The sequence below is a fragment of the Pandoraea sp. LA3 genome, from assembly GCF_022696215.1.
Taxonomy (GTDB): domain Bacteria; phylum Pseudomonadota; class Gammaproteobacteria; order Burkholderiales; family Burkholderiaceae; genus Pandoraea; species Pandoraea capi.
The window spans coordinates 14,685-41,502 of record NZ_PTPY01000024.1 but is presented as its reverse complement, the minus strand read 5'-3'; the positions used below and the strand labels follow the sequence as shown (position 1 = coordinate 41,502).

General features: G+C 64.1%; 25 protein-coding genes. 7 read left to right on the top strand and 18 right to left on the bottom strand.

Annotated features, from left to right (window positions below):
• The first annotated feature begins 61 nt into the window (after positions 1 to 61).
• On the top strand, positions 62 to 1,015 hold the full coding sequence (locus tag C5N93_RS05655) for a helix-turn-helix domain-containing protein (RefSeq protein WP_242558578.1): 954 nt from the start codon (positions 62 to 64) through the stop codon (positions 1,013 to 1,015).
• Between the two features lie 85 nt (positions 1,016 to 1,100).
• On the opposite strand, the gene pcaD is transcribed toward C5N93_RS05655, so the two are convergent.
• The 5 genes from pcaD to pcaH form a co-directional block, all read right to left on the bottom strand.
• Entirely contained in the window at positions 1,101 to 1,889 is a 789-nt protein-coding gene (gene pcaD, locus C5N93_RS05650) for a 3-oxoadipate enol-lactonase (RefSeq protein ID WP_242558577.1), read from the bottom strand.
• A 13-nt stretch (positions 1,890 to 1,902) separates the two neighbouring features.
• Positions 1,903 to 2,340, bottom strand: a complete 438-nt coding sequence (gene pcaC, locus C5N93_RS05645; protein ID WP_242558576.1) for a 4-carboxymuconolactone decarboxylase — start codon at positions 2,338 to 2,340, stop codon at positions 1,903 to 1,905.
• The gene (locus C5N93_RS05640) at positions 2,337 to 3,719 is read right to left on the bottom strand and encodes a 3-carboxy-cis,cis-muconate cycloisomerase (RefSeq protein ID WP_242558575.1); all 1,383 of its coding nucleotides are present in this window, start codon (positions 3,717 to 3,719) and stop codon (positions 2,337 to 2,339) included. Before C5N93_RS05640 ends, pcaC begins: the two co-directional genes overlap by 4 nt.
• A 146-nt stretch (positions 3,720 to 3,865) precedes the next feature.
• Positions 3,866 to 4,465 carry a protocatechuate 3,4-dioxygenase subunit alpha gene (pcaG, locus tag C5N93_RS05635; protein WP_150722667.1) on the bottom strand — a complete coding sequence of 200 codons (600 nt, stop codon included), beginning with the start codon at positions 4,463 to 4,465 and terminating at the stop codon, positions 3,866 to 3,868.
• A 3-nt stretch (positions 4,466 to 4,468) separates the two neighbouring features.
• Positions 4,469 to 5,179 (bottom strand): protocatechuate 3,4-dioxygenase subunit beta, encoded by a 711-nt coding sequence (gene pcaH, locus C5N93_RS05630; protein ID WP_242558574.1) that lies wholly within the window; start codon positions 5,177 to 5,179, stop codon positions 4,469 to 4,471.
• Between the two features lie 131 nt (positions 5,180 to 5,310).
• On the opposite strand from pcaH, the gene pcaQ reads away from it, so the two are divergent.
• On the top strand, positions 5,311 to 6,258 hold the full coding sequence (gene pcaQ / locus C5N93_RS05625; protein ID WP_069342150.1) for a pca operon transcription factor PcaQ: 948 nt from the start codon (positions 5,311 to 5,313) through the stop codon (positions 6,256 to 6,258).
• A 154-nt stretch (positions 6,259 to 6,412) separates the two neighbouring features.
• Here the strand turns inward: pcaQ and C5N93_RS05620 are convergent, their stop codons facing one another.
• The 12 genes from C5N93_RS05620 to C5N93_RS05565 form a co-directional block, all read right to left on the bottom strand.
• Complete coding sequence (locus C5N93_RS05620) at positions 6,413 to 6,988, bottom strand: MarR family transcriptional regulator (RefSeq protein ID WP_242558573.1); 576 nt, start codon at positions 6,986 to 6,988, stop codon at positions 6,413 to 6,415.
• Between the two features lie 197 nt (positions 6,989 to 7,185).
• Positions 7,186 to 7,551: a response regulator gene (locus tag C5N93_RS05615; protein ID WP_039400475.1), complete on the bottom strand. Its 366-nt coding sequence runs from the start codon at positions 7,549 to 7,551 to the stop codon at positions 7,186 to 7,188.
• A gap of 56 nt (positions 7,552 to 7,607) precedes the next feature.
• On the bottom strand, positions 7,608 to 8,249 hold the full coding sequence (locus tag C5N93_RS05610; protein WP_069342149.1) for a chemotaxis protein CheX: 642 nt from the start codon (positions 8,247 to 8,249) through the stop codon (positions 7,608 to 7,610).
• 88 nt (positions 8,250 to 8,337) lie between these two features.
• The gene (locus tag C5N93_RS05605) at positions 8,338 to 8,916 is read right to left on the bottom strand and encodes a hypothetical protein (protein WP_242558572.1); all 579 of its coding nucleotides are present in this window, start codon (positions 8,914 to 8,916) and stop codon (positions 8,338 to 8,340) included.
• A gap of 55 nt (positions 8,917 to 8,971) precedes the next feature.
• Positions 8,972 to 9,700, bottom strand: coding sequence for a methyl-accepting chemotaxis protein (locus C5N93_RS05600; protein WP_242558571.1), 729 nt, complete (start codon positions 9,698 to 9,700; stop codon positions 8,972 to 8,974).
• Positions 9,701 to 9,839: 139 nt separating this feature from the next.
• Complete coding sequence (locus tag C5N93_RS05595; protein ID WP_242558570.1) at positions 9,840 to 12,335, bottom strand: MCP four helix bundle domain-containing protein; 2,496 nt, start codon at positions 12,333 to 12,335, stop codon at positions 9,840 to 9,842.
• Between the two features lie 354 nt (positions 12,336 to 12,689).
• Entirely contained in the window at positions 12,690 to 14,327 is a 1,638-nt protein-coding gene (locus C5N93_RS05590; protein WP_150722676.1) for a gamma-glutamyltransferase family protein, read from the bottom strand.
• Between the two features lie 60 nt (positions 14,328 to 14,387).
• Complete coding sequence (locus C5N93_RS05585) at positions 14,388 to 15,320, bottom strand: ABC transporter permease (protein WP_242558569.1); 933 nt, start codon at positions 15,318 to 15,320, stop codon at positions 14,388 to 14,390.
• A gap of 13 nt (positions 15,321 to 15,333) precedes the next feature.
• Positions 15,334 to 16,278, bottom strand: a complete 945-nt coding sequence (locus C5N93_RS05580) for an ABC transporter permease (RefSeq protein WP_069342144.1) — start codon at positions 16,276 to 16,278, stop codon at positions 15,334 to 15,336.
• A gap of 13 nt (positions 16,279 to 16,291) precedes the next feature.
• Positions 16,292 to 17,803, bottom strand: coding sequence for an ABC transporter substrate-binding protein (locus C5N93_RS05575; protein ID WP_242558568.1), 1,512 nt, complete (start codon positions 17,801 to 17,803; stop codon positions 16,292 to 16,294).
• 43 nt (positions 17,804 to 17,846) lie between these two features.
• Positions 17,847 to 18,980, bottom strand: coding sequence for an oligopeptide/dipeptide ABC transporter ATP-binding protein (locus C5N93_RS05570; RefSeq protein WP_242558567.1), 1,134 nt, complete (start codon positions 18,978 to 18,980; stop codon positions 17,847 to 17,849).
• The gene (locus C5N93_RS05565; protein WP_217432468.1) at positions 18,977 to 20,002 is read right to left on the bottom strand and encodes an ABC transporter ATP-binding protein; all 1,026 of its coding nucleotides are present in this window, start codon (positions 20,000 to 20,002) and stop codon (positions 18,977 to 18,979) included. The genes C5N93_RS05570 and C5N93_RS05565 overlap by 4 nt, the downstream gene beginning before the upstream one ends.
• A 173-nt stretch (positions 20,003 to 20,175) precedes the next feature.
• Here C5N93_RS05565 and C5N93_RS05560 point away from each other — a divergent pair, with 173 nt between their 5' ends.
• Positions 20,176 to 21,063 (top strand): LysR substrate-binding domain-containing protein, encoded by an 888-nt coding sequence (locus C5N93_RS05560; protein WP_242558566.1) that lies wholly within the window; start codon positions 20,176 to 20,178, stop codon positions 21,061 to 21,063.
• A 6-nt stretch (positions 21,064 to 21,069) separates the two neighbouring features.
• Here the strand turns inward: C5N93_RS05560 and C5N93_RS05555 are convergent, their stop codons facing one another.
• Entirely contained in the window at positions 21,070 to 22,401 is a 1,332-nt protein-coding gene (locus C5N93_RS05555) for an MFS transporter (protein ID WP_242558565.1), read from the bottom strand.
• Between the two features lie 181 nt (positions 22,402 to 22,582).
• Between C5N93_RS05555 and cyoA the strand changes: the two genes are divergently transcribed.
• The 4 genes from cyoA (at position 22,583) to cyoD (ending at position 26,764) form a co-directional block, all read left to right on the top strand.
• Entirely contained in the window at positions 22,583 to 23,626 is a 1,044-nt protein-coding gene (gene cyoA, locus C5N93_RS05550) for a ubiquinol oxidase subunit II (protein WP_242558564.1), read from the top strand.
• A gap of 66 nt (positions 23,627 to 23,692) precedes the next feature.
• Positions 23,693 to 25,684 carry a cytochrome o ubiquinol oxidase subunit I gene (cyoB, locus tag C5N93_RS05545; RefSeq protein ID WP_242558563.1) on the top strand — a complete coding sequence of 664 codons (1,992 nt, stop codon included), beginning with the start codon at positions 23,693 to 23,695 and terminating at the stop codon, positions 25,682 to 25,684.
• The gene (cyoC, locus tag C5N93_RS05540) at positions 25,677 to 26,360 is read left to right on the top strand and encodes a cytochrome o ubiquinol oxidase subunit III (RefSeq protein ID WP_150722682.1); all 684 of its coding nucleotides are present in this window, start codon (positions 25,677 to 25,679) and stop codon (positions 26,358 to 26,360) included. The genes cyoB and cyoC overlap by 8 nt, the downstream gene beginning before the upstream one ends.
• Positions 26,357 to 26,764, top strand: coding sequence for a cytochrome o ubiquinol oxidase subunit IV (gene cyoD, locus C5N93_RS05535; RefSeq protein ID WP_069342136.1), 408 nt, complete (start codon positions 26,357 to 26,359; stop codon positions 26,762 to 26,764). The genes cyoC and cyoD overlap by 4 nt, the downstream gene beginning before the upstream one ends.
• Positions 26,765 to 26,818: the final 54 nt, after the last annotated feature.

The window sequence follows — 26,818 nt, the reverse complement described above, 5'->3', positions numbered from 1 at the left end:
AATGGATGAATCGGCGACTTTCTTGTACTTTTTCGACAACTTCGACCAAGGGAAAACCAGTATGTCAGGCGCGTCATCCCGGCTGCGCGCGGCGCGCGAGGCGATTCCGGAATTCTCGTTGTACGGCGAGTTGACCGAAACCGACAGCGGCGACTTCGTCCATATCGAATGGATCGAGACACGCAGCCGTCTCTACGACTGGCATATCGATACGCATCGCCATCTGGGTCTGTTTCAGGTGCTCGCGATCTTCGAGGGCAAGGTCGAGGCCAATGTCGACGATGCGACGTGGGAAGTCGAAGGCCCCGCCGTCATCACGGTGCACCCGTCGGCCGTGCACAACTTCCGCTTCTCGCGCGGCGCGCACGGTTTCGTGCTCACCATGGCGCAGAGCGTGCCGTTCGACGCCGCCATCGGTGCGGATGCCGACATGTCCTCGCTGCTTCGCAAACCGTGGCTGTTCGCGCTGGCCGATGCGCCGCAGACGCGCGATCGTCTCTACACGCTGCTCGGTCTCATCATGGACGAGTTTTCGCGCCCGCAACTGGGGCACGCGGAAATGGTCGGATGGCTCACGCGCAGCGTGCTGCTATTGCTCGCACGCCTGCATGCACATCACGATTCCGCCACGCGCACGGGACGCACGGAACTGGATCTGTTCGCGCGGTTTCGCGCGCTCGTGGAAACGCACTACACCGAGGCGTGGGCCGTGCCCGCCTACGCCGAACGCCTGCATGTGACGGAGAGCAAGCTCAATCGTCTGTGCCGGCGTATCTCGGGAAAATCGGCGTTCGATCTGGTGCAGGATCGTCTGATGCTCGAAGCGCGGCGCAAACTCATCTACATTCCCGCGCCGGTCTCGCACGTCGCCTACGAACTCGGGTTTCAGGACCCGGCGTATTTCTGCCGCGTGTTCAAGCGCCATGTCGGCGTGACGCCGTCCGCCTTCCGGCGTACGGCGCAACACGCACATCTGGGTGACGACTCGGCGCTGTCCGCAGAACTGTTGCCCTGATGTGGCCCGGGCATCCCGCGAGGGCGACATACCAAGGTGACTGATGATCGCGCCGACAGAACGACATCGGCGCCATCGCAACCGCTCAGCCGCGCAGGAAGCTCAGCAACGCGTCAGTCACGGCAGGAGCGCACTCGATGTTCGACAGATGCGCCCCGGGCACGATCACCTGCTGCGCGCCGCGAATGCGCTCGACCATGGCCGTCGACATGGCGGGCGGCGTGGCCAGATCGCCAGCGCCGGTCACGATCAGCGTCGGTGCCGTGATCGCGGCGATCTCATCGAGTTGATTCATGTCGCGCACCGCCGCACATGCCGCGGCATAACCCGCCGGGGCGAGCGAGCGGAACATCGCCTTCATCCGTTCGACGGTGGCGCTCTCACGCTGCGCATATTCCGGCGTGAACCAGCGCGACACGACAGCGTCCGTCACCGCGTTCATACCGTCGGCCTGCACGGCACGAATGCGGCCGTTCCACACATCCTCCGCACCGATATGCGCCGACGAGCAGACGATGGCGAGGCGATCCAGACGCTGCGGCGCATGAATGCCCAGCCACATGCCCGTCATGCCGCCCATCGACACCCCGGCGAGACTGGCGCGCTCGATGTCCAGTGCGTCGAGCAGGGCGACGACGTCGCGCCCCAGTTGATCGATCACGTACGGCCCGGGCGTGACAGACGAACCGCCATGCCCCCGCGTGTCGTAACGGATCACACGGAATTCACGTGCAAACGCAGGCACTTGCGGCGCCCACATCTCCAGCGTCGTGCCCAGCGAGTTCGAGAGCACGAGCGCTGGCGCATGGTCGTCGCCATCGATAGCCACGCGCAGTTGGGCATCGCCCACGTCGATCAAACGTTCCACGGTCATTTGTCTTGTCCCCTCAACCTTGCGCGTCCGGCGCAGCGGATTTCGATGCGCGCGTCGTCGATCCCGGCTCGGCGGCTTCCATCTCTGCGAAGACCTTCTCGGCATCATGAATCGCCTGATTGGCGGCGGGCAGGCCGGCGTACAGCGCGGCGTGCATGAACAGCTCCTTCATCTCGTCGCGCGTCACACCGTTGTTGAACGCGGCACGCACATGCATGCGGAATTCGTCGCCGCGATTGAGGGCGATGAGCAGCGAGAGCGTGATCATGCTGCGCATGTGGCGCGTGAGGCCGGGACGGGTCCAGATGTCGCCCCAGGCGAAGCGCGTGATGAAGTTCTGGAAGTCGTCGTTGAACTCGTTACGGCGCGTGAGCGTGCGGTCCACGTGCGCGTCGCCGAGCACGCCGCGTCGCACTTCCATGCCGTTGTCGTAGCGTTCCTGATCGTTCATTGGGATGTCCTGCCGGAAGGTGAAGACGGCGCGGCCGTTGCCACGTCCACCCGTGCGAGCACACGGCTCACGAACGTGTCGGCGGCGCCGAGGTAGTGTTGGGGATCCGTGAGGCGTTCGAGCGCCTCGCCGGACAGAATGCGGGTGATGTCGGCGTCTTCGCGCAGCACGTCGAGCAGGTGACGCCCTTGTGCGAGCGCATCGCGACAACGGGCCTCCACGCGCCGATGCGCTTCGAGCCGCCCCATCGATTCGCCGAGCGCCATCGTCACGGCTTCAGCCATGATCAGCCCATGGGTGACGTCGAGATTCGCACGCATGCGAGACACGTCGACGGTCCAGTCCTGCACGAGCGTGCGCGCTGTCGCCAGCGCACCACCGCACAGCATGAGCAGTTCGGGCAAGGTCTCCCACTCCGCATGCCAGGTGCCGAGTCCACGCTCATGGTCCTGCTGCATCGCGCCGAACAGCGTGGCGACGAGTTGCGGCGTGCGCGCGGCGGCCGCGAGGATGGCCGCGCAGCCGACCGGGTTGCGCTTGTGCGGCATGGTGGACGAGCCGCCGCGCCCCGGGCCGGAGGCTTCCGCGATCTCGCCGACTTCCGTCTGCGTGAGCAGGGCCGTATCGCGCGCGAACTTGCCGAGCGAGCCGGTCAGCGACGCTGCCCAACTCCCCACGCGCACGATCCGGTCGCGCTGCCCGTGCCAGGGCGTCGCCGCGTCCGACAATCCTAGGTGACGCGCCAGCGCCGCCGCCACCGCGGGGCCGTGCGTGCCGAGCGAGGCCAGCGTGCCCGCCGCACCGCCGAACTGCACGCAAAGCGCCTGATCGCGCACGCTGCTGAGGTCGGCGCGCGCACGCAGCAATGCGTCGAGCGTGCCGGCGAGTTTAAGGCCGAACGTGATGGGCAAGGCGTGCTGAAGCCACGTCCGTCCGATCATGACCGTGGTGCGATGCTGGCGCACTTGCGCCGCGAGTTGCTGAATCAGCGCGTCGAGATCGGCGCCGAGATCGTCGAGGGCGCCGCGTATCTGTAGCACGAGGCCGGTGTCGATGGCGTCCTGACTGGTCGCGCCCCAGTGCACATAGCGGGCGGCATCGGCGTCAAGCGTCTTCACGCGCGCAGTGAGTTGTTTGATCAGCGGGATGGCGAGGTTGCCCGCGCAGGCAGCAGCGTCGCGCAGCGCCTCCCAATCGAGGTCGCCAGCGCGCGCGGCCGCGGTAATCGGCGCGACGGCGGCGGCCGGGATCAACCCCGTGTCGGCTTCGGCGGCGGCCAGCGCCACTTCGAAGTCGAGCATGCTCTGGAGCGTGGCGTCGCGGGAAAATCGCGTCGACACGGCCGCGCCGCGCAGCAAGGAATCAAGCAGTTCCGTCATCGGGAAATCGATGTTAGGTGCGTTGTTGGTGCGTTGCAAAAATGCAGATACGGCCACGGGCTGCCGGCATTCACATGCCGGCAGCCCGAAGCCGCGCCAGTCCTGGTCTGACGTATCGGTTTAGGTTGCCGATGACGTGTGCGACATCACAGGTCGAGGAACACCGTCTCCTCGTCCCCCTGCATACGTATGTCGAACCGGTACGTCACCCGTCCACCGTTCGTCTCGCGCCGGGCAATCAGCGTGTGACGACGCTCGGCCGGCACTTGTTGCAGCACGGGGTCCAGCGCGTTGGCCGCAGCCTCGTCGTCGAAATAGATACGCGTAAACAGATGATTGAGCAAGCCCCGCATCGTCAGCACGACGTCGATGCGCGGGGCATCGCCCTGCACAGCCGCGCCGGGCTTGACGGTCTCGATGACGAAACGGTTCTCGGCATCCGTACCGGTACCGCAACGGCCTGCCCCGGCGAACCCGGTGCGCTCGATATCGTCGGCCGTCTGCACGTAGCGCCCATGGGCGTCGGCCTGCACGATTTCGATCAGGGCATCGTTGATCGGATTGCCTGCGCCGTCGAACACCTGACCGATCAGACGGATGTGCTCCCCGTCAGCGCGATCGCTCGCGACGACCGGCGTGAAGGCGCTCTTGAAATCGTACAGGTATTGCTCCGGCGACAAGCCGTAGGCGAAGTATGGACCGACGGTCTGCGACGGCGTTTGCTTGAGATCTGACGTGTTGGACATGGCTCAGGACTCCATCGGCGTTTGGTCGGCACCGCGCAACACGATGTCGAATTCGTACCCCAGCGCGTATTCCGGCTCGGTGATATCCATCGAGAAGCGCGCGATCAGACGGTCGCGGGCCTGCGCCGGCGTCGCCTGGAAGATCGGGTCGTAAGCGAGGAGCGGATCGCCCGGGAAGTACATCTGCGTCACCAGCCGGGTCGCGAAGTAATGCCCGAACACCGAGAAGTGCAAATGCTGCGGACGCCATGCGTTGTGGTGGTTCTTCCACGGATAGGCGCCCGGCTTGATCGTCAGGAATTTGTAGCGTCCGGCGGCGTCGGTCATCGCGCGGCCAGCGCCGAGGAAGTTCGGATCGAGCGGTGCGTCGTGCTGGTCGACCTTATGGACGTAGCGACCGCACGCGTTGGCCTGCCACAGTTCCACGAGCGTGTTCGGCACCGGGCGGCCGCCTTCGTCGAGCACACGGCCGGTGACGATCATGCGCTCGCCCAGCGGTTCGCCATTACGAACGGCATTGCGCGTGAGATCGCCGTCGAGCGCGCCGATGATGCCATTGCCGTAGACCGGCGAGCGCAGATCCGCGAGGTTCTGCCTGACCGGCACGAGCAATTGCTTGGGCCCGCGCAGCGCCGTGGACTTGTACCCGCTGTCGATCAGCTTGGGATGGGAATCCCAGTCGCGGGGGCGCAGGACGGTTGTCGTCTTCGACATGGTCTCACTCCATTTTGTGTTGACTGATCTGGCAGGCACGTTGGCCGGTCGCCAGCTTGTTTTCGACACTATATCCATAATCAACGGATATATTTATTGACATTTTCTTAGGCTTTTCATAACTTTCCGGCATGGAAAGACACCTTCTCGACGGACGCATCAAGCTGCGCCATCTGCAATGCCTGCTGGCGGTCGCGCAGCATGGGAGCTTGCAGCGCGCGGCCGAAGCGCTGTCCATTACCCAACCGGCCGTCAGCAAGACGATTGCCGAGCTGGAAGGCCTGCTGGGCGTGCGTCTGTTCGACCGGGGCCGCAACGGCGCCCGGCCCACCGCGCAGGCCGAATTGTTCCTGCGGCATGCGGGCGCGAGCGTGAGCGCGCTGCGTCAGGGCATCGACGTGCTTTCGCGCGCCGTCGGCCAGACCGGCGGCGTGATCGAGATCGCGGTATTGCCCACGCTGGCCGCTGCGATGATGCCCGGCGTGCTCGAAGCCTTCCGGCGCGAGTGGCCCGGCATCGTGGTGCAGGTGCACACCGGGGCGAACCAGCAACTGCTCACCCAACTGAAATCGGGTCAGGTCACCCTTGCCCTCGGGCGCATGTCCGATCCGGAAGGCATGGCGGGTCTCACCTTCGAGCATCTGTGCGCTACACCGCTGTGCGTGGTCGTGCGGCCCGAGCATCCGCTCGTGCAGCAGCGCAGCGTGTCGATGGCCGACATTGCGAACTATCACGTGGTGCTGCCGCCGCACGGCACGATTCTTCGTCACACGGCCGATAGCTTCCTGCGCGCGCACGGCGTGGGCACGCTGGACGACTATTCCGAGCTGCTGTCGATGTCGCTTGCGCGCGCCATGACGTTGCGCGACGACGTCGTCTGGATCGCCTCCGAGATCACGGTGCAGGACGATCTTGCCGACGGCGCACTGTGCGCCCTGCCCTTCGCGACGAAAGGCACCGAGGAGTCCATCGGCATTTTGTGGCGCAACGACACGGTGCCCACACCGCCCGAGCAGATGCTCATCAGCGCCATGCGCGAAGCCGCGCGCGTGCGCTACGGCATGCCGGGGCTGCGCTGACGAGGTTCGCGACGGATGCGCAACACCGCCGTATTCACGGGTCACCGGGATGCGGTACAGGCCAGGAGGGGGAAGTAGCGGGAAAAGGCGGGAAGTGGCGGGAAGTGGCGGGAAAGAGAGAGAAAGGGCGGGAGAGGTCGGGACAACCCCGGCGTCAGTCGCGCAGATTGCGCACGAACGTTTCGATATGGCGCTGAATGGCGGCGGCGTCTTCACGCGGCACACCCGCACGCATGCGCGTGTCGATTTCCTTGGCAACGGCTTCGCATTGCGAGAGCACACGACGTCCTTCGTCGGTCAGTTGCAGCAACACGATACGGCCGTGATTGGGATCCGGCTCGCGCGTGATCCACTGGCGCGACGCCATGATGCTGACCACTTCGTTGGCCGACTGCGGCGTGATGAACGAGCGCTGCGCGAGTTGCGCGTTGGAGAGCTTGCCGCGCGCGTCGAGCACGGAAAGCGCGGTGAACTGCGCGAGCGTGAGGCCCAGCGGCGCCAGCGCTTCCGACATGTGGCGGCGCAGCAGCCGATCGAGACTCGCGATGACGTAAGTCAGGCGCTGCTTGGCGCGACGCGGGCGCGCATCCGACGCGGTGTCGGCCGCCCCATGCACTGCTTCGGATCCCGCCTCATGCACGATCGCGTCGGGCAAGGAAGACGAGGACGAAGCGCTGGCCGTCGACGACGTGGCGGCGACAGACTTCTTTTTCTGTGGGACGACGCTCATGATGAGAAAGCGAGAATGCGCAGATTTTCGCGTGATGCGGGAAAGTCAGCAGTGTAACGCCGCCACCGGGCGGTGGCGACGGTCTGCCCGCGATTCATCCCATCGATGAGCGGCATGAGCGACAGGCGCCATCGGTATCCCCGGCTCCCCTCAGAGCTGGAAGTCATCGAATGTCCTGCACGCTCGCATTGCCGGTTTTAGCTGGCGAGCTTGCGGAACGTCTCGAGCACCGCATCGCCCTTGAACGGCTTGACGATCCAGCCCTTCACGCCGGCCGCCTTGCCGCGCTCCTTCATGGCCGGACTGCTTTCGGTGGTGAGCATCACCACATTGACGGAGGCGTTCGCGAGTTCGCCGCGAATCTTCTCGACCATCGTCAGGCCGTCCATGTTCGGCATGTTCACGTCGCTGATGACCAGACGCACGCCGGGGCTTGCCTTGATCTTGGCCAGGCCGTCCTTGCCATCGACGGCGGTGTCCACGTCCAGGCCGTTCTTGCGCAGAAAACCGGCGACTTCGTCGCGCACGGTGCTCGAATCGTCGACCACGAGAATCTTCGACATGGTGTTGTCCTTGTGTGTAAAAGTGAATGTGCAGTGGCAGGTGTCGAGCCGGAATCTCAGAACAGTTCCAGCGCTCCGGTCTCGACGGGCTCGGCCGTGCCCTGTGCCGCCTCGCGAAACGCTTCGGGCGACCAGTTGAGGCTGAAAACGAAATGCTGATGCAGCGTGACGATCTGTCCGCTCACCGGATCGGTCAGGCGATAGACGAAGCACAACTGCGGGTTGTCAGTGCCGAACGTGATGTACTTCTGCTTGTGATTGATGAGCAGCGGCACCTGCACCTGGGTGCGGTCGACGGCCAGCGGATCGCCCATGTAGCGATTCTTGAAAGCGCCCCAGACGAGGTTCGTCAGCTCACCCAGCATGCCGTTCAGTTCGCGAAAGCCGGCCTGCCCTTCGCAGCGCCCGGTGTGCTCCAGCAACTGCATGAACGGCACCTGCTCGGCCTGCATCATCATGTAGCCGCGACACCACGCGCTCTCGAGCGGGATCAGGCTGAACACTTCACCGAAGATGATGCGATCGCGCACCACGCTGGGCGAATCGCAACTCACTTCGATGTCGCCGAACAGGCCGCGAAACACGCCGTCGGTGATGTCGATCATGCCGCGCACGAGCGCGTCGGGGTACTCGTGCTCGACGCTGTCTTCGAGGATCAGGAACTGGCCGACCGACTCGCGGGGGGTGCTTCGGTTCATTGTCGTAATTTCCTAGGGCGTAGTACGGAAAGCGCGTAAGAGGCGAGAGGGGATGCAGGCTGCTACTCGGCAGCGAAGCGCGGCCGTCTCAGAACAATTCGAGTTCGCCGCCGCTGTCCTGCGTCTCGCTGACTTCGGCGTTGAAATCCAGCGGTGCATGCGCACAGACGCATAGCGTGGCGGCAAGACTGACCGAACCATCGAGCGTGATGTCCCACGACGCCAGATGATTCGGTTTGAGCTGCATGAGGTGAGGCACGCAGCGCGCGCTCAGCACGTACGGTGTCGACATGCCGAGATCGGGGAAGTACCCCAGCAACTCCTGATTGATGGCTCCGCAGCACAGGTTGCTGATTTCGAGAAAGGCCTCGCGAAACGACTTGTCCTGATCGTCGCCCACGAAGTACGCCTTCGTCGCGTCGTCCTCGTCGAAATGCAGCACGAGCAGCATGCGGAAATCGATGCCCGAGATGGTGAGCACCACCACGTTGGCATGACGCACGGTGAGCGCCACGCCATCGTCCTGCACCGATGCGTCGCCCTTCGCGCTGTGGCGCACGCCGAGCGGCGCGATGTCGCACGGCGAATCGACTGAGCGTGCGAGACGCGTGCGAGCCGCCTTGTGGAGAATGCGTTCGAAACTGTCGCGAGCGTGAGCGCTGATCACAACGGAACCTGTTGGCTGACGGATGCTTGAGAGAAATAACGACGTGTAAGACAACTCAATGGAGACGGGAATGCAGTTGCTGCGCCAGCGCCTCGACGCTGGAGAGCGACGCCGCAATCATCTTCCCGCCCGCCTGAATGTCCTGGAACGTGGCGGTCGTCGTGACGTCGTTGCGATGCAGGCTGTCGCGATAGCTCTTCGACAGTTCTTCCGAACGCGTGGCGAGCGCGCGCACTTCGCTGGCGACGATACCGAAGCCGCGACCAGCGGTCCCGGCGCGCGCCGCTTCGATGGATGCGTTGAGCGACACGATCAGCACGTGGCGCACGATCGACGCCAGCTCGTGATTCTTCGCGTGCATGTCCTGGTTCTGCGTCATCAGCGAAATCATCTGCTCGTGCCAGCGCTCGAAGGTGGCCGCCAGTCCCCGCAGGCGCGCCGCTTCCCCGGCAATGCGCTGCGCTTCGCCCTGCCACATCGCCTTGGCTTCGAGCACGACGGCTTCCGACTTGAGCGCCGTCTGCAAATCCTGCTCGGCTTGCGTCAGCTTTGCCTGCAACCTGGCGATGGCGTCGTCGTGCGTTTGCGCGAGCGCGTCCCTGTCGGCGAGCGCGACACGCTCGCGCTCAAGCGCCTGCTCGAGCGCCTCGTCGTGCGTCTTCGTCAGTGCGCGCCAGTGCGCCGTGGCCTGCGCCATGCGCCAGCGATGCACGATAAAACCCACAGCGCCCGCACCGACGATGCCCGCAAGCGCACCCGCCAGTAGCCATTGAACTGCTTCCATCCGTGCTTCTCCCTGAACGCCATCGACGCCTGAAACGCCTATGCCGTCCCTACATTCATCACGCAAAAAATAGCGCGGCGGCTGCAAACCTTTCCGGTCTGCGCCGCCTCGTCCATCGTGCTTGTCGAGTGCTCAGGCGTCAGACCTTCCCGGTTTGGGACAGGTCGTCGTGGGACTTGTCCGGGGCCGCCTTCGTGTCTGCGCCCATCTCCGCATTCGTTCCCGCGTTCAGCCCCGCATTCATCCCGATACGCGGCACCACGGCGTCCAGTGCAGGCAGGTCGACGGCGTCAGCGGCAACACTGTTCAGGTCGAACCCGTCGACGACGAGGTTATCGGGCAGGCACACCACCGTCTGGAACTGACGGAACTCGGCGCCCTTGCGCTCGTCGGTGAAGCGCAGTTCGATGCGGCCATGTTCGCGACGCACGAAGTCCTGCACCGCATCCATGCCCACACCGCGCCCCGAGACTTCGGTGACTTCCGAGGCCGTCGAGAAGCCCGGACGGAAGATGAACTGCGCAATCTGCTCGTCGGTGACATACGTCTCGGCGGTGATCCAGCCGCGCTGCACGGCGATGCTGCGAATCCGGTGCAGCGCGAGCCCGCGACCGTCGTCGGTCAGCGTGACTTGCAGCATGTTGTGATCAAGGCCCACTTCGATGTCGATGGTGCCCGCGGCCGGCTTGCCCTTGGCACGACGCTCGTCCGCACCTTCCAGCCCGTGGTCCATCGAGTTACGCAGCAGATGCATGAACACGTCGCGCAGAATTCGCACGGCCGGGGCACGCAGGCGGTAGCCGTTGTCGTCGATGCGCACGGCCGGTGCCGGTTTGCCGAGTTCGCCGGCCAGCGACGGCAGCGAGTCGAGCACGCCGCCCAGCGCTTCGCCGACGCCTTCGGTACCGAGCAGACGCAGGGTCTGGTGCACGGCGTCGCGCATGGCGACCAGTTGGTGCAGATCGTTCGGATCGGCCGCTTCGAGCATGCGCAGGCTGGCGCGGATGTGGGCACGGTCGACCACCATCGATTGCTCGTCGGCAGCACGCCCCGGGCCCTTGCGGCCAAGGCTGATTTCGTTGATGTGCGCGTAGGCATCGACGGCCTCACGCACGCGTTCGAGTTCGCGCATCATGCCGTCCTGATCCCACAGGCGGGCGACGTCCGGCGCACGCAGTTCGTGATAGCTCTGCTCGGTCTCGTGCACGACGTTCGTCAGGTATTGCAGGTTGTACGTGCGCGCGTTGCCCTTGATCGTGTGCATGTTGCGGAACAGCTCCGCGATGGCCGCGCTGTCGGCCTGCGAGTGCTTGCGGATGATCCGCTCGTTCTCGCGAATGAAGTCCGACGAGCTTTCGATGAAGTGATGGAACTTCTCCTGGCTCACCGCCAGAATCTCGCCGATCATCTCCAGACGCTGCTTCTGCTCGTTGGCTTCGGCGGCGAGTTCGCGCAACTCGGTCACATCACGCACACACAGCATCAGTCGCAGGATCGTGTCGCTTTCATCGGTGATCGCCGACCACGTCAGATCGAGTTGCTTGATGCGTCCATCCGGCATGCGCTTGCCGATTTCGCCGACCAGCAGGTGTTCGTTGAACGCGAAGTTGATGGCGTCCTGACCGATACACGCGTCGATGGAGGCTTCGACTTGCGAGAGGGCATCCGAGCCGAGATCGCTGTCGCCGAAAACCAGATCCATCACGCCGCGACCAGCGATGTCCTGCGTCTCGAAGATCGCTTCGAGATAAGCGGAATACTCGCCGTGCACCTTGGAGCCGTCGACCACGGTCAGAATGCCCTGCTGCATGTTCTGCAACATCGCCTGAATGTCGGCCGTCTTCTGCTTGAGCTGTGCGGAGCGTTCCTGAATCTTCTCGATCATGCCGTTGAACGCCAAGATGGAGTGTCCGATTTCGTCCATGCGGCCGACCGGCACCCGACGGGTAAAGTCCTGGCTGTTGGCGATCTCGCTCATCATCGCCTGCATGCGCGAGAGCGGGCGCGTGATCTGGCGGTACAGCAACGCGCCGATCGCCGTGAGCAGCACGATCGCCAGCCCTGTCACGATGCCGATGGCGGTCGTGGTGGTCGAGAGCGTGTCGTTGAGCGTGGTGATGGCCGAATCTTTCTGGCGGTTCTTCTCGACGCGCAGCGTGTTGACCACGCCTTCGAGTTCGTCGCGGTACTGCGCGACCATCGCGAAGAGGAACGCCTGGGCCATCTCGGTTTTACCGGCCTGCTTGAGCTTGGCGGTGTCGTTGATGGCGTTGAAGTAGTTCTCGACACTCTCGCGAGCCTGCGTCACCAGCCCCTTCTGCGCGTCGCTGGCGGCGCCTTCGGCCTGTCGGGCGAGCGACTGGTCGATATCGCCGCGCAGCTTCTTGAGGTTGTCGAGCGCCTGTTCGACGACGGTATCGTCGGGCGCGTAGACCAGCGTCATGGTGGCGATCTGCACCGCCTTGACCTGCGAGACGAGATCGGCGGAAGCCAGCGCGCTGGGCACCACGCCTTCCGTTACCTGTCGGACTTTCTGAGCGCTGGCGCGCGTCTGGTAGACCGCGTAGCCGCCGATGATCGAGAGCGCGACGAACGTCAGGATCACCAATAGCGTAATTCGATGACGGATGGTCATTGCGTCATTTCCCCGGGTCGCACCGGCGCCCGGTGCCACGCGTGAGTTGACGCAGTAGATCGGCCGCCGAATTAGTTTGTAGATTCCTCGTGCGCCGTGATTATTGCGGGTGAACTGTGACGATTCGATGAATCAACAGAAGCTTCACGTCGAGCCAATGCCGTACCACCGTGTAGGAATCCGAGATGAGTGAGTGCGTACTGACGGGGATATCCCGGGCGACGGAATGAGGTTTCGGTCCTCACACCGTCCCCCGGCCTGCTTCCTGTCCGCTACCTGTCCGCTACCGGTCGACGACACCTCGGAGCGAGGGCTTCCAACCGGCAGCGAACAGGGCAGTCGATCAGGCGCCGATCAGTAACCGGCAGCCAGACCGTCGCGACGGCTGTCGCTCGCGGCCACGTAGCCACGCTCCGGATCGTTGCGATCCAGACGCCAGATGTACTGGCCCGAGCCGAAGTCCATGTACGGATCGTCGATGGACTTGAGCTTGTGGCCGAGCGCCACCAGCCCGTCGACGGTCTCGCGATTCATCGTCGATTCGATATCGACGGTGAAGTCGCGGTTCACCTTCCAGCGCGGCGCATCGCAAGCCGCCTGCGGCTGCTGACCATAGTCGAGCATGCGCACGACCGATTGCAGATGCCCCTGCGGCTGCATGTCGCCGCCCATCACACCGAAGCTCATCACCGCCTCGTGCTGGCCGTTCACCTTCTGCGTGAGGAAGGCCGGAATGATCGTGTGGAACGGACGCTTGCCGCCCTCGACCACGTTCGCCGACTTGGGATCCATCGAGAAGCCGCAGCCACGGTTTTGCAGCGCGATACCGTAGTCCGGCACCACGACACCCGAACCGAAGCCCATGTAGTTCGACTGGATGAAGCTGACCATCATGCCCTGCTCGTCGGCCGCCGTCAGATAGATCGTGCCGCCGGACTTCGGCATGCCGAAATCAAAATGCGTCGCCTTGTCCGGGTTGATCAACTTCGCGCGCTCAGTGAGATAAGCGTCGTCGAGCATCTGCTCCGGCGTCACCTCCATCGAACGCGGGTCGGCCACGTACTTGTAGAGATCGGCGAAGGCGAGCTTCATCGCCTCGATCTGCAAGTGCTGCGAATGCACTTGGTCGACGGCATGGCTGGAGACGTCGAACTTGTCGAGAATCCCCAGCGCGATCAGCGCAGCGATCCCCTGCCCGTTCGGCGGAATCTCATGCACGGTGTAGCCACGGTAATCCTTCTCGATGGGCTTGACCCAGTCCGCACGATAGCCACGCAGGTCTTCGGCCGTCATCGCGCCGCCGTGCTCGACGTTCCACGCCGCGATACGCTCGGCGATCTCGCCTTCGTAATAGGCGCGCGGGCCTTCCTTGGCGAGCAGACGCAGCGTGCGCGCGTGCCCCGGCATGCGCATCATCTCGCTGGTCGTCGGCGCGCGGCCGTTCGGCATGAACGTCTGCGCGTAGCCCGGCTGGTTCTTGAGCTCCGGCACGGCGGCCGCCCACTTGCGCGCCACGATGTGCGCCACGGCGTGACCGCGTTCGGCGATCTCGATGGCCGGCGCCATCAGATCGGCGAAGGGCAGCTTGCCGAACTTCGCATGCAGGGCTTCCCAGCCGGCGATCACGCCGGGCACGGTCACCGTGTCGAGACCCCGAATCGGCTGCTTCGCGATGCCATGCTCCTCACCGTACTTCTTGCGGAAGTAATCGACGTTCCACGCGCCAGGCGCCGTGCCCGAGGCGTTCAGGCCGTGCACTTGCTTGCCGTCCCACACCAGCGCGAAGCAATCCCCGCCCAGACCGTTGGATACCGGCTCGACGATGGTCATGCACGCAGCGGCGGCAATCGCGGCATCGACGGCATTGCCGCCCTGCCACAGGATGCGCAGACCGGCCTGCGCCGCGAGCGGATGCGACGTCGATACGATGTTGCGGGCGAACACCGGCATACGCAGTGTCGGATACGGGTTTTGCCAGTTAAATTGCGTCATGGGAGTCGCTGCTGTCCTTTTAGGTATGTTGGTTGGAAGGATTCTGCCGGGGTCGGACGCTTATTGCTCGCGAGGATCCAGCGCATCGCGCAGACCGTCGCCCAGCAGGTTGAAACCGAGCACCGTCAGGAAGATGGCGATGCCGGGGAAAATGGACATCCAGGGCGCCTGCTCGACGAAGTCCTTGGCCGTGTTGAGCATGGAGCCCCACGACGGCAGCGGCGGCAGTTGCCCCAGCCCGAGAAACGACAGGCTCGCCTCGGCGATGATCGCGGTGGCGACCGTCAGGCTGGCCTGCACGATGATCGGCGGCAGCACGTTCGGCAGGATGTAGCGCACGATGATGCGCGCGTCCGTCAGGCCGATGGCGCGTGCGCCTTCAACATATTCTTCCGCCTTCACGGTGAGTGCCTGCGCGCGTGCGAGCCGCACGAAGCGCGGCATGGCCGACACGCCGATGGCGATCATCGCGTTCGTGAGACTCGCGCCGAGAAATGCCGCCATCGCAATGGCCAGAATCAGGAACGGGATGGACAGCAGTGCATCGGCCAGTCGCGAGACGATGGCGTCGACCCAGCGGCCGAAGTAGCCCGCGAGCAGGCCGAGCGGCACGCCGATGATCACCGCAATGCCCACGGACACCACACCCGCAGCAAGCGAGGCGCGCGCGCCGAAGATCATGCGCGCGAGAATGTCGCGTCCGAGTTCGTCGGTGCCGAACCAGTGCAACGCACTCGGTGCCTGACGCACCGTCAGGAAGCTCGTCGCAATCGGATCGTAGGGCGAGATCCATGGCGCGAGCAGCGCAACGAGCACCGCAAACGCCACGATGATCGCGCCTGCGACCGCCGCCTTGTTGCGCATGAACTTGCGCAGTCCGCGATAGCGCCGGCGCGGCAGTCGCTCCGCGCTCGCACCCGGCACGGGAGACGACGCAGGCCGATTCGCCTCTGCGCCCGCGGATGTCGTGGATGACGTCTGAATAGCAGCCATAGTCGAAGAGGTCTCAGGCGCGACGCAGGCGCGGGTTGAGCAAGACGTAAAGCACGTCGGCCAGAAGATTGAGCACGATGAAGCTCACAGCCGTCACCAGCACCACGCCCTGCACGACCGCGTAGTCGCGATTGAACACGGCGTCGACGACCAGCTTGCCGAAGCCCGGAATCGTGAAGACCTGTTCCGTGAGCACCGCGCCCGCCAGCAGCTCACCGAACAGCAGCGCCAGCACCGTCACGATGGGAATCAGCGCATTGCGAAACGCGTGCTTGAGCACCACCGTGCCACGCAACAACCCCTTGGCACGCGCCGTGCGAATGTAGTCGGTGCGCAGCACGCCGAGCATCGCGCTACGCGTGTGGCGCATCAGTTGCGCACCGAGCGCCGCCCCCAGCACGAACGCGGGCATCACCATCGTCTTGAAGCTCATCCACAAATCTTCGCTCGGCGGCACGTAGCCCGACGACGGCAACAACTGCCAGCGCACGGAGATCAGGAAGATGAGCAGAATGCCGAGCCAGAAGTTCGGGATCGACATGCCCGAGAGCGCCAGCACGTTGGAGCCGTAATCGATGGCTTTGCCGCGATTGGCCGCCGACAGAATGCCCAGCGGAATGCCGATTCCGATCGCGATGACCAGACCGAACATCGCCAGTTGCAGCGTGACGGGCAGCTTCTGGGCAATGAGCGACGTGACCGGCTCACCGGTGCGCAGCGAGTTGCCGAGATCGCCGCGCAGCACGCTGCCGATCCACAGCGCGTACTGCGTCGGCAGCGGCTTGTCGAGGTGATACTTTTCGCGCAGCGCGGCGATGACCTGCGGGTTCTGGTCCTCGCCGGCCATCGCGAGCACGGGATCGCCGGGCAGCATCTTCTGAAGCCCGAAGATCATCATCGACACGATGATGAGCGTGGGAATCGCAACCAGCGCACGATGGACGACGAGGCGCAGCATGGCGGCAGTCCCCTTAGCCCTTGAGGCTCACGCCGCGCAGACGGATCAGACCGTCCGGATAGGCGACGAAGCCCTGCACCTTCTTCGTGAGCACATACGGCCACGGCTGCACGTACAGGTAGAGGATCGGGTCTTCGTCGGACAGGATCTTGTTCGCAGCGTCGTACAGCGGCTTGCGCTCGGCGACCGTGGATTTCACCCGCGCATCGTTCAGCAGCTTGTCGACGTCGGCATTGCAGTACTGACCGTAGTTCAGGTTGCCCTTGCACGACACGAACTGATGCAGGTTGCCGTCCGGGTCCACGCGGCCCGACCAGCCGTTGTAGAGCACGTCGAAGTCGCCGCGGTGCGCGGCGTCGAGCGCCGCCGCATAGTCCATCGGACGCAGCTTCAGCGTAATGCCCGACTCGGCCAGCATCGCCTGCAACATCTGCGCCATCTGGTTCGAGACGGTGCTGTTGCCGAAGCTCAGCGTCACCTCGACCTTCTCGAAACCGGCCGACTTCAGCAATGCCTTGGCTTTGGCGACGTCGCGCTTCGTGGTCTTGATCGACGTGTCGTAATACTGGCCCGAATGCGGCAGCGCCTGATTCGCGGGCGTGAAGATGCCGCCGCCGATGACCTGATTGATGGCGTCGCGATCGATCGACAGATCGAATGCCTGACGCACGCGCTTGTCGCGCAGCGCCTTGTTGGCGTTGGCCGCGACGTTGAACGTCAGACCGTAGTACCCCAGCCCGTCCATGGAGATGAAGGTGAGGTTCGCATCACGCTTGACCGACTTCACATCCGACGGCGAGAGGCGCTCCAGCATGTCGAGCGAGCCCGAACGCACGTTCGCCAGACGCACCGTCGTATCCGGAATCGGCAGGTAGATGACCTTCTGGATGGGGTACTTGTCGGCCTCCCAGAAGCCCGCGAATTTCTCCAGCACCACGCGGTCGTTCTGCACGCGCTGCACGAACTTGTACGGCCCCGAGCACACCGGGCGCGACTGCACCGCGGCGTCGTCCTTGAGCGTGTTCGGCGCGAGCATCATGCCTGCGCGATCAGACAGCGTGGCGAGCAGCGCCGAGTCCGGCGTCTTGAGCACGATGTTGACGGTCGAATCGTCGACGACGTCCACATGGTCGATGGACGACAACTCGCTCTTGCGGTTGCTCGCCGGCATGGTGCGCGCACGGTCGAGGTTGGCTTTGACGGCGGCCGCGTTGAACGGCTCGTCGTCGTGGAACTTCACGCCCTTGCGCAGTTTGAACGTCCAGGTCTTGCCGTCGGCGCTCACATTCCACGCGGTCGCGAGCATCGGCACGAACTTCAGATCGGTGCTGATATCCACAAGCGAGCTGCACAGCGAGCGAAGCACCATGCGGTCGACGACCTGCGAACTGCGCGCAGGATCGAGAGAACCGATGTCTTCCTGCAAGCCGATGCGCAGGGTGGACGCGGTCGATTGCGCCATGACCGAAGCCGCGCCGGTCGTCAGAGCCGTCGCCAGTACAAGATCGAGCAGAACGTTGCGCATGCGTGTGATCCCTTGGTTGTGTGAGGGTGTGGTGAAGATGGTGTTATGCGCCGGACATGGAATTCGCGACGGCTGCGTCGGCCTGCGCTTGTCTTGCGCGATACAGCGCCAGACGCTCGCCCAGCTTTTCGCTCGGTGCCGCCGCGCGTGCGGGGCTCGCGCCGGCGCTCTGAATCTCTTGCCAGAAGTGGCAGGCAATCTGTCGTCCGTCGGGCAGCACTTCGTTGATCGGTTGCTGCTCGCTACACGCGGCACGCGCATGCGGACAACGCGGATGGAAGCGACAGCCGGGCGGCGGTGCGGTCGGGCTCGGCAGCTCGCCGCCGAGCGGCGCGCGCTCACGACGCAGATGCGGACGGCTCGCCGGAATCGCCTGAAGCAACGCCTGCGTGTAGGGGTGCAGCGGGTTGTCGAAGAGCGCATCGGCGCTCGCCAGTTCGACAATCTCGCCGAGGTACATCACGGCCACACGGTCGCTCATGTGGCGGATGACCGCCAGATCGTGCGCGACCATGATGAGCGTGAGGCCGAAGTCGTGCTTGAGCCGCTCCAGCAGATTGATGACCTGCGCCTGCACGGAGACGTCCAGCGCCGAGACCGGTTCGTCGCCGATGATCACGCGCGGCTCGCCGGCCAGCGCCCGCGCGATGCCGATACGTTGACGCTGACCGCCGGAAAACTCATGCGGAAACCGCTGTGCGTAATCGGGTTGCAGGCCGACGGTGCGCAGCAGCTCGGCGACGCGCTCGTCTTTGGCGCGACCTTGCGCCAGACCGTGCAGCCCAATCGGCTCGCCGATCAGGCCGCCGACGGTCATGCTCGGATTGAGAGACGCGAACGGGTCCTGAAAGATGATCTGAAGCTCCCGGCGCAAACGCCGCATCGCGTTCGCACCGAGCGTCATGATGTCTTCGCCCTGATAGCGCACTTCACCGCGTGTGGCGTCGAGCAGTCGCAGCAGCAAACGGCCCAGCGTCGATTTTCCGCAACCGGACTCGCCGACGATCGCGAACGTCTCGCCCGCCTGCACGGCGAAAGACACGCCATTCACGGCATAGACCGTGGGCGCGCGCGAGAAGCCGATGCGGTGACCGCCGAAGTGCTTCGTCAGGTCGCGTGCTTCGAGAATCGGCACCGGCGACGTGTGGGGTGTATGCGGCGTGTGATTGGCACTCATGCGGCCACCTCGTCACGAACGGACGGCGGCGGTGTCAGCGCCTCGACCGGGGCAAGCCAGCAAGCCACCCGGTGCGCGCCCGACAACGTGCGCTCGGGGGGCGCTTCACGCACGCATCGCGCCTCGGCGAACGGACAGCGCGGCGCGAAGCGACACCCGGCAGGCATGCGCTCCGGCGACGGCACCGAGCCGCGAATCGTCGCGAGCGTGCCCTCTCGTTTGCCGATGGACGGTATCGCCCCCATCAGGCCGATGGTGTAGGGATGCTGCGGGTCATCGAAAATCTCGCCCACGGTGCCGTACTCGACGATGCGCCCGGCGTACATCACGGCGACGTCGTCCGCCACCTCGGCGACCACGCCCAGATCGTGGGTGATGAGCACGACGGCCGTGCCGGTCTCGCGTTGCAGCGTCTGGATGAGCGTGAGCACCTGCGCCTGGATGGTGACGTCGAGTGCCGTGGTGGGCTCGTCCGCAATGAGCAGCGCCGGCCGGTTGGCGAGCGCCATGGCGATCATCACGCGCTGACGCATGCCGCCGGACAGCTCGTGCGGATAGTTGTCCAGTCGGGTCTCCGGCGCAGGAATGCGCACGAGCTTGAGCATCTCGAGCGCTTCGGCCCGCGCCGCGCGCCGGTCCAGCCCGCGATGACGCCGAATGCCCTCCTCGATCTGATGACCGATGGTGAAGGACGGATTGAGCGAGGTCATCGGCTCCTGGAAGATCATCGCCAGACGATTGCCTCGCAGATCGGCGAAGTCGCGTTCGTCCAGCGCGAGCAAGTCCTTGCCTTCGAAGACGGCCCGCCCGGCGACGACGTTCGCGGGCGGGCTGGGCAGCAGGCCCATGAGGGCCAGCGACGTGACGCTCTTGCCGCACCCCGACTCGCCGACGATGCACAGCGTCTTGCCGGGATGCACGGCGAACGACACGCCGTCGATCAGATTCGGCGCGTCGGCCGCCTTGGAGAACTTCAGCGACAGTCCGGTGACATCAAGCACCGGCCCAGCGTCTGCGGGCATGGTCATGGGGCGCGTTGTGTGGGTCGGTCTTTCTGCCCTCCTGCCCGCGAAACCTTGGCTCGGCGGTCATGAGGGATCTGCATGACACGATTATGTCCCCCACGGAAGCAAAAGAAATATTAATATTTCTTTTTCATGCTTAAGTAATTTTTAACATTGGGACGCCCATCGAAATGCTCACGTTGCGCATGTTGAAAACGTTCCGGCTGGTGGCGCAAACCGGGTCGTTCGCGGCGGCGGCCGAGCGTGCCGCGCTGACGCAGGCTGCCGTCAGTCTCCAGATGCGGGGTTTGGAAGACGCCGTGGGCCAGCGACTGTTCGACCGGCGCGGACGCCAGATCACGCTCACCCGTCAGGGGCGTGATCTGTTTCCTCGCGTCGAACAGATTCTCGCGCTGACCGCCGAACTGACCGCCACGCCCATCGACGCCATGCAGGGCCCCGTGACCATCGGTGCGGTGGTGTCCGTCATCGGTGCGTTGTCGCTCGTGGTCGCGGAATTGAAGACGGCGCATCCCCGGCTCGACGTTCGCCTGACGTCGGCCCGCTCCGACGAACTGACCGATCTCGTGGAACAGGGGGAAGTCGATATCGCCGCCGTGGTCGGCCGCGCGGACGTTGCTGACGGTGTGCATGCCAGCGGTCAGGACGGACTGGTGTGGACGCCGCTCTACACCGAGCCCATGGTGATGGTGGTGAACCGGGAGGTCACCGAGCCGGACCCGCAGCGCATTCTCGACGCCCACGCGTTCCTGCGCTTCGACCGGCGCGTTCGTACCGGGCTCGTGGTGGAGCAGGCGTTGCGCGCGGCGAAACTAAGCGTGACGGAATATCTGGAGCTGAACTCCATCGAGACGATCGTCGCGCTGGTGCGCAAGAACGTCGGCGTGTCCGTGCTGCCCTTGCTGCATCGTGGCGACTGGCAGTCCGATCCGTCGCTGCGCATCGTGCCGATCGCCGAGCCGCCGTTGCTGCGCACCGTCGGCATGATTCATCGCGCACACGATTCGCGCACCTACAACATCACCGCCGCCATCGCGGGTATGTTGCATGACGTGTGATCGATGTCAGTCGCGCGTCTCCAGTGCCTTGTTGATGCGCAGCGCCAGCAGTGTGCACACCGCGCCGGAGAGCAGATAGCCGCTCACGGCGATCAGCCCGAATTCGGCCGACAACCCGAGTGCTACGAGCGGCGCGAACGCTGCGCCCAGCAACCACGCGAAGTCGGTCGTCAGCGCCGCCCCGGTGTAGCGAAAGCGCTGCTCGAAGTTCGACGTCACCGTGCCGGCCGCCTGTCCGTAGGACAGACCGAGCAGGCCGAAGCCCACCAGAATGAAAATGTCCTGACGCATCGATCCGCCGCCCATGAGGAACGGTGCGAATAGGGCAAAGATGGCGATAAAGATCGCGAAAAGGCCCAAAGTGGTCCGGCGTCCGATGCGGTCGGCGATGCGTCCCGAGAGCACCGTACAGATGATCGCGATCACCGCACCGCACAGCTGCACGATCAGCACGCTGTTCAGATCCTGCGTGTTTTGCAGCGAAATCCACGACAGCGGAAACACCGTCACAAGGTGGAACAACGCGTAGCTCGCGAGTGCCGCAAACGCGCCGAGGAAGATGTTGTAGCCCTGCGAGCGCACCATCTCGCGCGTGCTGATCGGCTCCAGTTGCCCTTCTTCGAGCATGGCGGTGTATTCATGCGTGACCACCAGACGCAGCCGCGCAAAGAGCGCCACCACGTTCACGGCGAAAGCGACATAGAACGGATAGCGCCAGCCCCACGTGAGGAAGTCGTCGGGCTCCAGACTCCAGTGCAGGAACAGGAACAGCGACGCCGCGATGATGAACCCGATCGGTGCGCCCAACTGCCCCATCATCGAATACCAGCCGCGACGCTGCGGCGGTGCGTTCATGGCAAGCAACGACGGCAGGCCGTCCCACGAGCCGCCGAAGCCGATGCCCTGCACCAGCCGGAAGAACGCGAGCAGCCAGATCGCGCGATCGCCGAGCACCGCGTGCCCCGGCAGGAAGGCCATGCCGGCCGTGGCCGTGCCGAGCACGAACAGCGCCGCCGTGAGCTTCACGCTGCGTCCCCAGCGGCGTTGCACGTTCATGAACAATGCCGTGCCGAATGGACGCGAGATGAAGGCGAAAGAGAAGATCGTGAACGAGTACAGCAGGCCGTGCAGCCCGTCGGCAAATGGAAAGAAGACGTGTGGAAAGACGAGCACGGCAGCGATGCCGAACACGAAAAAGTCGAAGTACTCGGAGGCGCGTCCAACGACCACGCCAACCGCAATTTCCTCCGGCGCGATGCGGGACTTGCTCCCGTGATCGTGCGCCGTCGGTGCGGCGGGTACGCCCGGCGTGGGCGAATGATGAGCACTGCTTGACATTATCGGACCCCCTCACGGATCGGGCGGATCGGGATGGCGCGGGCTGACGATGAAACACTCGTGCCAGAAAAGCATCGCAGGTATCTCGAGTTGCCGCCATAGGGTTTACCCTAAATTGCTGCATGCGGGAGGGCAGTCCATGATGGTCACGGTCTAAGGCTACGGTTCCATCGATCGCAGCATGACTTCCCCCAAGTTCCCTCGCGGGGTACTTTTGCTCCCCGCCCTCGCCCTCGTGGCGTTGTTGTCCGGCTGCAATACCGTTCTGATGTCGCCTTCGGGGGATCTCGCGGTGAGGCAGCGGGACATCATCATCATTTCCACCGTTCTGATGTTGCTGATCATCGTGCCGGTGATCGTGCTGACATTGCTGTTCGCCTGGCGATACCGGGCATCGAACAAGAACGCCGTCTACACCCCCGAGTGGGATCACTCGACGCTGCTAGAACTGCTGATCTGGGCCGCGCCGCTGCTGATCATCATCGCGCTGGGTGCGCTCACCTGGGTCAGCACCCACAAGCTCGATCCGTACCGGCCGCTCGAACGCATCGACGCGAAACGCGAGATACCGCCCGACACCCGGCCGCTCACCGTGCAAGTGGTGGCGATGGACTGGAAGTGGCTGTTCTTCTACCCCGATCAGGGCATTGCGACGGTCAATGAACTGGCCGCGCCTGTCGACAGACCGATTCGCTTCGAGATTACGTCGACGACGATGATGAATTCGTTCTTCGTCCCCGCGCTGGCCGGTCAGATTTACGCCATGCCGGGCATGGAAACGAAGCTGCATGCAGTCATCAACAAGCCCGGCGTGTACGACGGCTTCTCCGCGAACTACAGCGGGGCAGGCTTCTCGGGCATGCGCTTCAAGTTCCACGGCATGACGGCGGACGAATTCGACGCGTGGGTGCGACAGGTCAAGGCCCGCGGCGAGAACCTCTCGCGCGACAAGTACGAGGCGCTCGCGAAACCGAGCGAGTGGGTGCCGGTGAAGTACTACGCCGATGTCGCGCCCGATCTCTACGACGCGATCCTGAACCGTTGTGTCCAGCCGGGACAGACCTGTCTGAAGGACATGATGGATCAGCCCAATCACTCGCATGCCAGCCGGGCGCGCTCGCGCAGCACCGACGCCTTGCTCTCCGACGCCATGTGCACCGCACAGAACACCGTGCAGTTCGCGTCGGAGGCCAGACGCGTTCCCGGCAACGCGCTTGCGCAGTGATGGACCACCGCGCCCAACCGTCGACAATCATGCGCCTCGCGCGCGAATGATCCCAGGTTCGAGCTTATGGACATCGTCAAGCTGATCTTCGGCCGCCTCACGCTAGAGGCCATCCCGTACCACGAACCGATCCTGCTCGCGACCTTTGCGGGCGTGGCGATCGGCGGCATCGTGGTGGTGGGCGCCATCACCTATTTCAAGCTGTGGGGCTATCTCTGGCGAGAGTGGTTCACGAGTATCGATCACAAGAAGATCGGCATCATGTACGTGATTCTGGGCATCATCATGTTGCTGCGCGGCTTTGCCGACGCCGCCATGATGCGCATGCAGCAGGCGGTCTCGTTCGGCGACAACATGGGCTATCTGCCGCCGCACCACTACGACCAGATCTTCACGGCGCATGGCGTGATCATGATCTTCTTCGTGGCGATGCCGCTGGTCACCGGGCTCATGAACTTCGTGGTGCCCTTGCAGATCGGTGCGCGCGACGTGGCCTTCCCGTTCCTCAACAACTTCAGCTTCTGGATGACGACGAGCGGCGCGGTGCTCGTGATGATGTCGCTCTTCGTCGGCGAATTCGCACGCACCGGCTGGCTGGCTTACCCGCCGCTCTCGGGCATTCTGCAAAGCCCGGACGTGGGCGTCGATTACTACATATGGGCGTTGCAGATCGCGGGGGTGGGCACCTTGCTTTCCGGGATCAACCTGCTCGTGACCATCGTGAAGATGCGCGCGCCGGGCATGACGATGATGCGCATGCCGGTGTTCACGTGGACCTCGCTGTGCACCAACGTGCTGATCGTCGCTGCGTTCCCGGTGCTTACCGCCGTGCTCGCACTGCTCGCGCTCGATCGCTACGCCGGCACCAACTTCTTCACGAACGATCTCGGCGGCAACGCCATGATGTACGTGAACCTCATCTGGATCTGGGGCCACCCGGAGGTCTACATTCTCGTGCTGCCGGTGTTCGGCGTGTTCTCGGAAGTCGTCGCCACGTTCTCCGGCAAGCGGCTCTTCGGTTACGCGTCGATGGTCTACGCCACGGTCGTGATTACGGTGCTGTCGTACCTCGTGTGGCTGCACCACTTCTTCACGATGGGCTCGGGCGCGAGCGTGAACTCGTTCTTCGGGATCACGACGATGATCATCTCGATACCGACCGGGGCGAAGATATTCAACTGGCTGTTCACGATGTATCGCGGGCGAATCCACTTCGAAGTGCCGATGCTCTGGACGGTCGGCTTCATGGTGACGTTCGTGATCGGCGGCATGACCGGCGTGCTGCTCGCCGTGCCGCCCGCCGACTTCTCGCTGCACAACGGTCTGTTCCTGATCGCCCACTTCCACAACGTGATCATCGGCGGGGTCGTGTTTGGCGTGTTCGCTGCCATTACCTACTGGTTCCCGAAAGCGTTCGGCTACAAGCTCGATCCGTTCTGGGGCAAGTGCTCGTTCTGGTTCTGGTTCATCGGCTTCTATGTCGCCTTCATGCCGCTCTATCTGCTGGGCTTGATGGGTGTGACGCGCCGCGTGAGCCACTTCGACGATATGTCGCTCCAGATCTGGTTCCAGGTCGCCGCCGTGGGAGCGCTGCTCATCGCCATCGGCATCGGCTGCTTCATCATCCAGCTCGTGGTGAGCTTCATGCGCCGCGATCAGTTGCGCGACGACACGGGCGATCCATGGGGCGGACGCACGCTGGAATGGTCGACGTCGTCGCCGCCGCCGGTCTACAACTTCGCCTTCACGCCGCTCATCCATGACAACGACGCGTGGTGGCAGATGAAGCAGCACGGCTTCAAGCGTCCGGACGATGGCTTCATCCCGATTCACATGCCGAAGAACACCGGCGCGGGCATCATCCTCGCGGGTCTGGCGACGGTGTGCGGCTTCGGGCTCATCTGGCACATGTGGCTGGTGGTGATCGTGGCATTCGTCTCGCTGCTGGCGGTGGCGATCGGCCACACGTTCAACTATCACCGCGACTACTACATCCCGGCCGACCAGGTCGAACACACGGAGGCAGCGCGCACGCGACTGCTCGCCCAGCATGTCTGAGACGACCGCACCCTTCCCGGCAGGCGGCGCCCCGCTCGGCGGCGGCGCCCATGCCGCTCACACGCCCGCGCCCCCGGGCGACGCCAGCCTGAAGTTCATGATGTCGACCGACTACCACCCGCCGGGTGGCACGTTGCTCGGCTTCTGGATCTATCTGATGAGCGACTGTCTCGTCTTCGCCTGTCTGTTCGCGGCGTATGGCGTGCTCGGTCGCAATTACGCCGGCGGACCGACCGGGGCGGAGTTGTTCGATCTGCCGCTCGTCGCGCTGAACACCACGTTCCTGCTGCTCTCCTCCATCACGTACGGTTTCGCGATGCTGGAGATGCAAAAGCGCCGCCAGAGCGCGGTGACCGCCTGGCTGATCGTGACCGGCCTGCTCGGCGCGGCGTTTCTCTCGCTGGAACTGTATGAGTTCGGGCACCTGATTCATGAAGGCGCCGGGCCGTGGCGCAGCGCGTTCCTGTCGTCGTTCTTCACGCTGGTGGGCACGCACGGACTTCACGTCACGTTCGGCATCGTCTGGCTGATCACGCTGCTGGTACAGATCGGCAAGCACGGCCTCACCGCGCCGAATCGCCGTCGTCTGATGTGTCTGTCGATGTTCTGGCACTTTCTCGACGTCGTGTGGATCGGCGTCTTCACGTTCGTCTATCTGATGGGAGTGCTGCCGTGAGCACCCATGACTCCACCCTGCACGGTGCCGAGGGGCACGACCACGACCATGATCACGATCATGGCGACGAAGGACCGCACAGCACCCTGCGCGGTTACGCGACCGGCTTCATCCTGTCGGTCGTGCTCACCGCCATTCCGTTCTGGTTCGTGATGGGCGGCGTGTTCGAGAAATCGAGCACGACCGCGATCATGATCCTCTTCCTCGCGGCCATTCAGATCGTGGTGCACATGATCTACTTCCTGCACATGAACGCGAAGTCCGAGGGCGGCTGGAACATGCTCTCGCTGATCTTCACGATCGTGCTGGTCGTCATTACGCTCTCGGGCTCGCTCTGGGTGATGTATCACCTGAACCAAAACATGATGCCGGGTATGATGCAGGATACGAAAAACCTCCCTTGAACGGCATTTCCCTTGAGCAGCGATCGACTTCACAATTCGGGGGACGCACAGCGT

Coding starts and splice junctions, on each gene's coding strand:
- pcaH (WP_242558574.1), bottom strand. CDS start 5,179: ATGTCGAAGACGACAACCGTCCTGCGCCCCCGCGACTGGGATTCCCAT.
- C5N93_RS05575 (WP_242558568.1), bottom strand. CDS start 17,803: ATGCGCAACGTTCTGCTCGATCTTGTACTGGCGACGGCTCTGACGACC.
- C5N93_RS05570 (WP_242558567.1), bottom strand. CDS start 18,980: ATGAGTGCCAATCACACGCCGCATACACCCCACACGTCGCCGGTGCCG.
- C5N93_RS05595 (WP_242558570.1), bottom strand. CDS start 12,335: ATGACCATCCGTCATCGAATTACGCTATTGGTGATCCTGACGTTCGTC.
- pcaQ (WP_069342150.1), top strand. CDS start 5,311: ATGGAAAGACACCTTCTCGACGGACGCATCAAGCTGCGCCATCTGCAA.
- C5N93_RS05590 (WP_150722676.1), bottom strand. CDS start 14,327: ATGACGCAATTTAACTGGCAAAACCCGTATCCGACACTGCGTATGCCG.
- C5N93_RS05555 (WP_242558565.1), bottom strand. CDS start 22,401: ATGTCAAGCAGTGCTCATCATTCGCCCACGCCGGGCGTACCCGCCGCA.
- pcaC (WP_242558576.1), bottom strand. CDS start 2,340: ATGAACGATCAGGAACGCTACGACAACGGCATGGAAGTGCGACGCGGC.
- C5N93_RS05565 (WP_217432468.1), bottom strand. CDS start 20,002: ATGCCCGCAGACGCTGGGCCGGTGCTTGATGTCACCGGACTGTCGCTG.
- pcaD (WP_242558577.1), bottom strand. CDS start 1,889: ATGACCGTGGAACGTTTGATCGACGTGGGCGATGCCCAACTGCGCGTG.
- C5N93_RS05585 (WP_242558569.1), bottom strand. CDS start 15,320: ATGGCTGCTATTCAGACGTCATCCACGACATCCGCGGGCGCAGAGGCG.
- pcaG (WP_150722667.1), bottom strand. CDS start 4,465: ATGTCCAACACGTCAGATCTCAAGCAAACGCCGTCGCAGACCGTCGGT.
- C5N93_RS05640 (WP_242558575.1), bottom strand. CDS start 3,719: ATGACGGAACTGCTTGATTCCTTGCTGCGCGGCGCGGCCGTGTCGACG.
- C5N93_RS05560 (WP_242558566.1), top strand. CDS start 20,176: ATGCTCACGTTGCGCATGTTGAAAACGTTCCGGCTGGTGGCGCAAACC.
- C5N93_RS05655 (WP_242558578.1), top strand. CDS start 62: ATGTCAGGCGCGTCATCCCGGCTGCGCGCGGCGCGCGAGGCGATTCCG.
- cyoC (WP_150722682.1), top strand. CDS start 25,677: ATGTCTGAGACGACCGCACCCTTCCCGGCAGGCGGCGCCCCGCTCGGC.
- C5N93_RS05580 (WP_069342144.1), bottom strand. CDS start 16,278: ATGCTGCGCCTCGTCGTCCATCGTGCGCTGGTTGCGATTCCCACGCTC.
- C5N93_RS05615 (WP_039400475.1), bottom strand. CDS start 7,551: ATGTCGAAGATTCTCGTGGTCGACGATTCGAGCACCGTGCGCGACGAA.
- cyoB (WP_242558563.1), top strand. CDS start 23,693: ATGGACATCGTCAAGCTGATCTTCGGCCGCCTCACGCTAGAGGCCATC.
- C5N93_RS05610 (WP_069342149.1), bottom strand. CDS start 8,249: ATGAACCGAAGCACCCCCCGCGAGTCGGTCGGCCAGTTCCTGATCCTC.
- cyoA (WP_242558564.1), top strand. CDS start 22,583: ATGACTTCCCCCAAGTTCCCTCGCGGGGTACTTTTGCTCCCCGCCCTC.
- C5N93_RS05600 (WP_242558571.1), bottom strand. CDS start 9,700: ATGGAAGCAGTTCAATGGCTACTGGCGGGTGCGCTTGCGGGCATCGTC.
- C5N93_RS05620 (WP_242558573.1), bottom strand. CDS start 6,988: ATGAGCGTCGTCCCACAGAAAAAGAAGTCTGTCGCCGCCACGTCGTCG.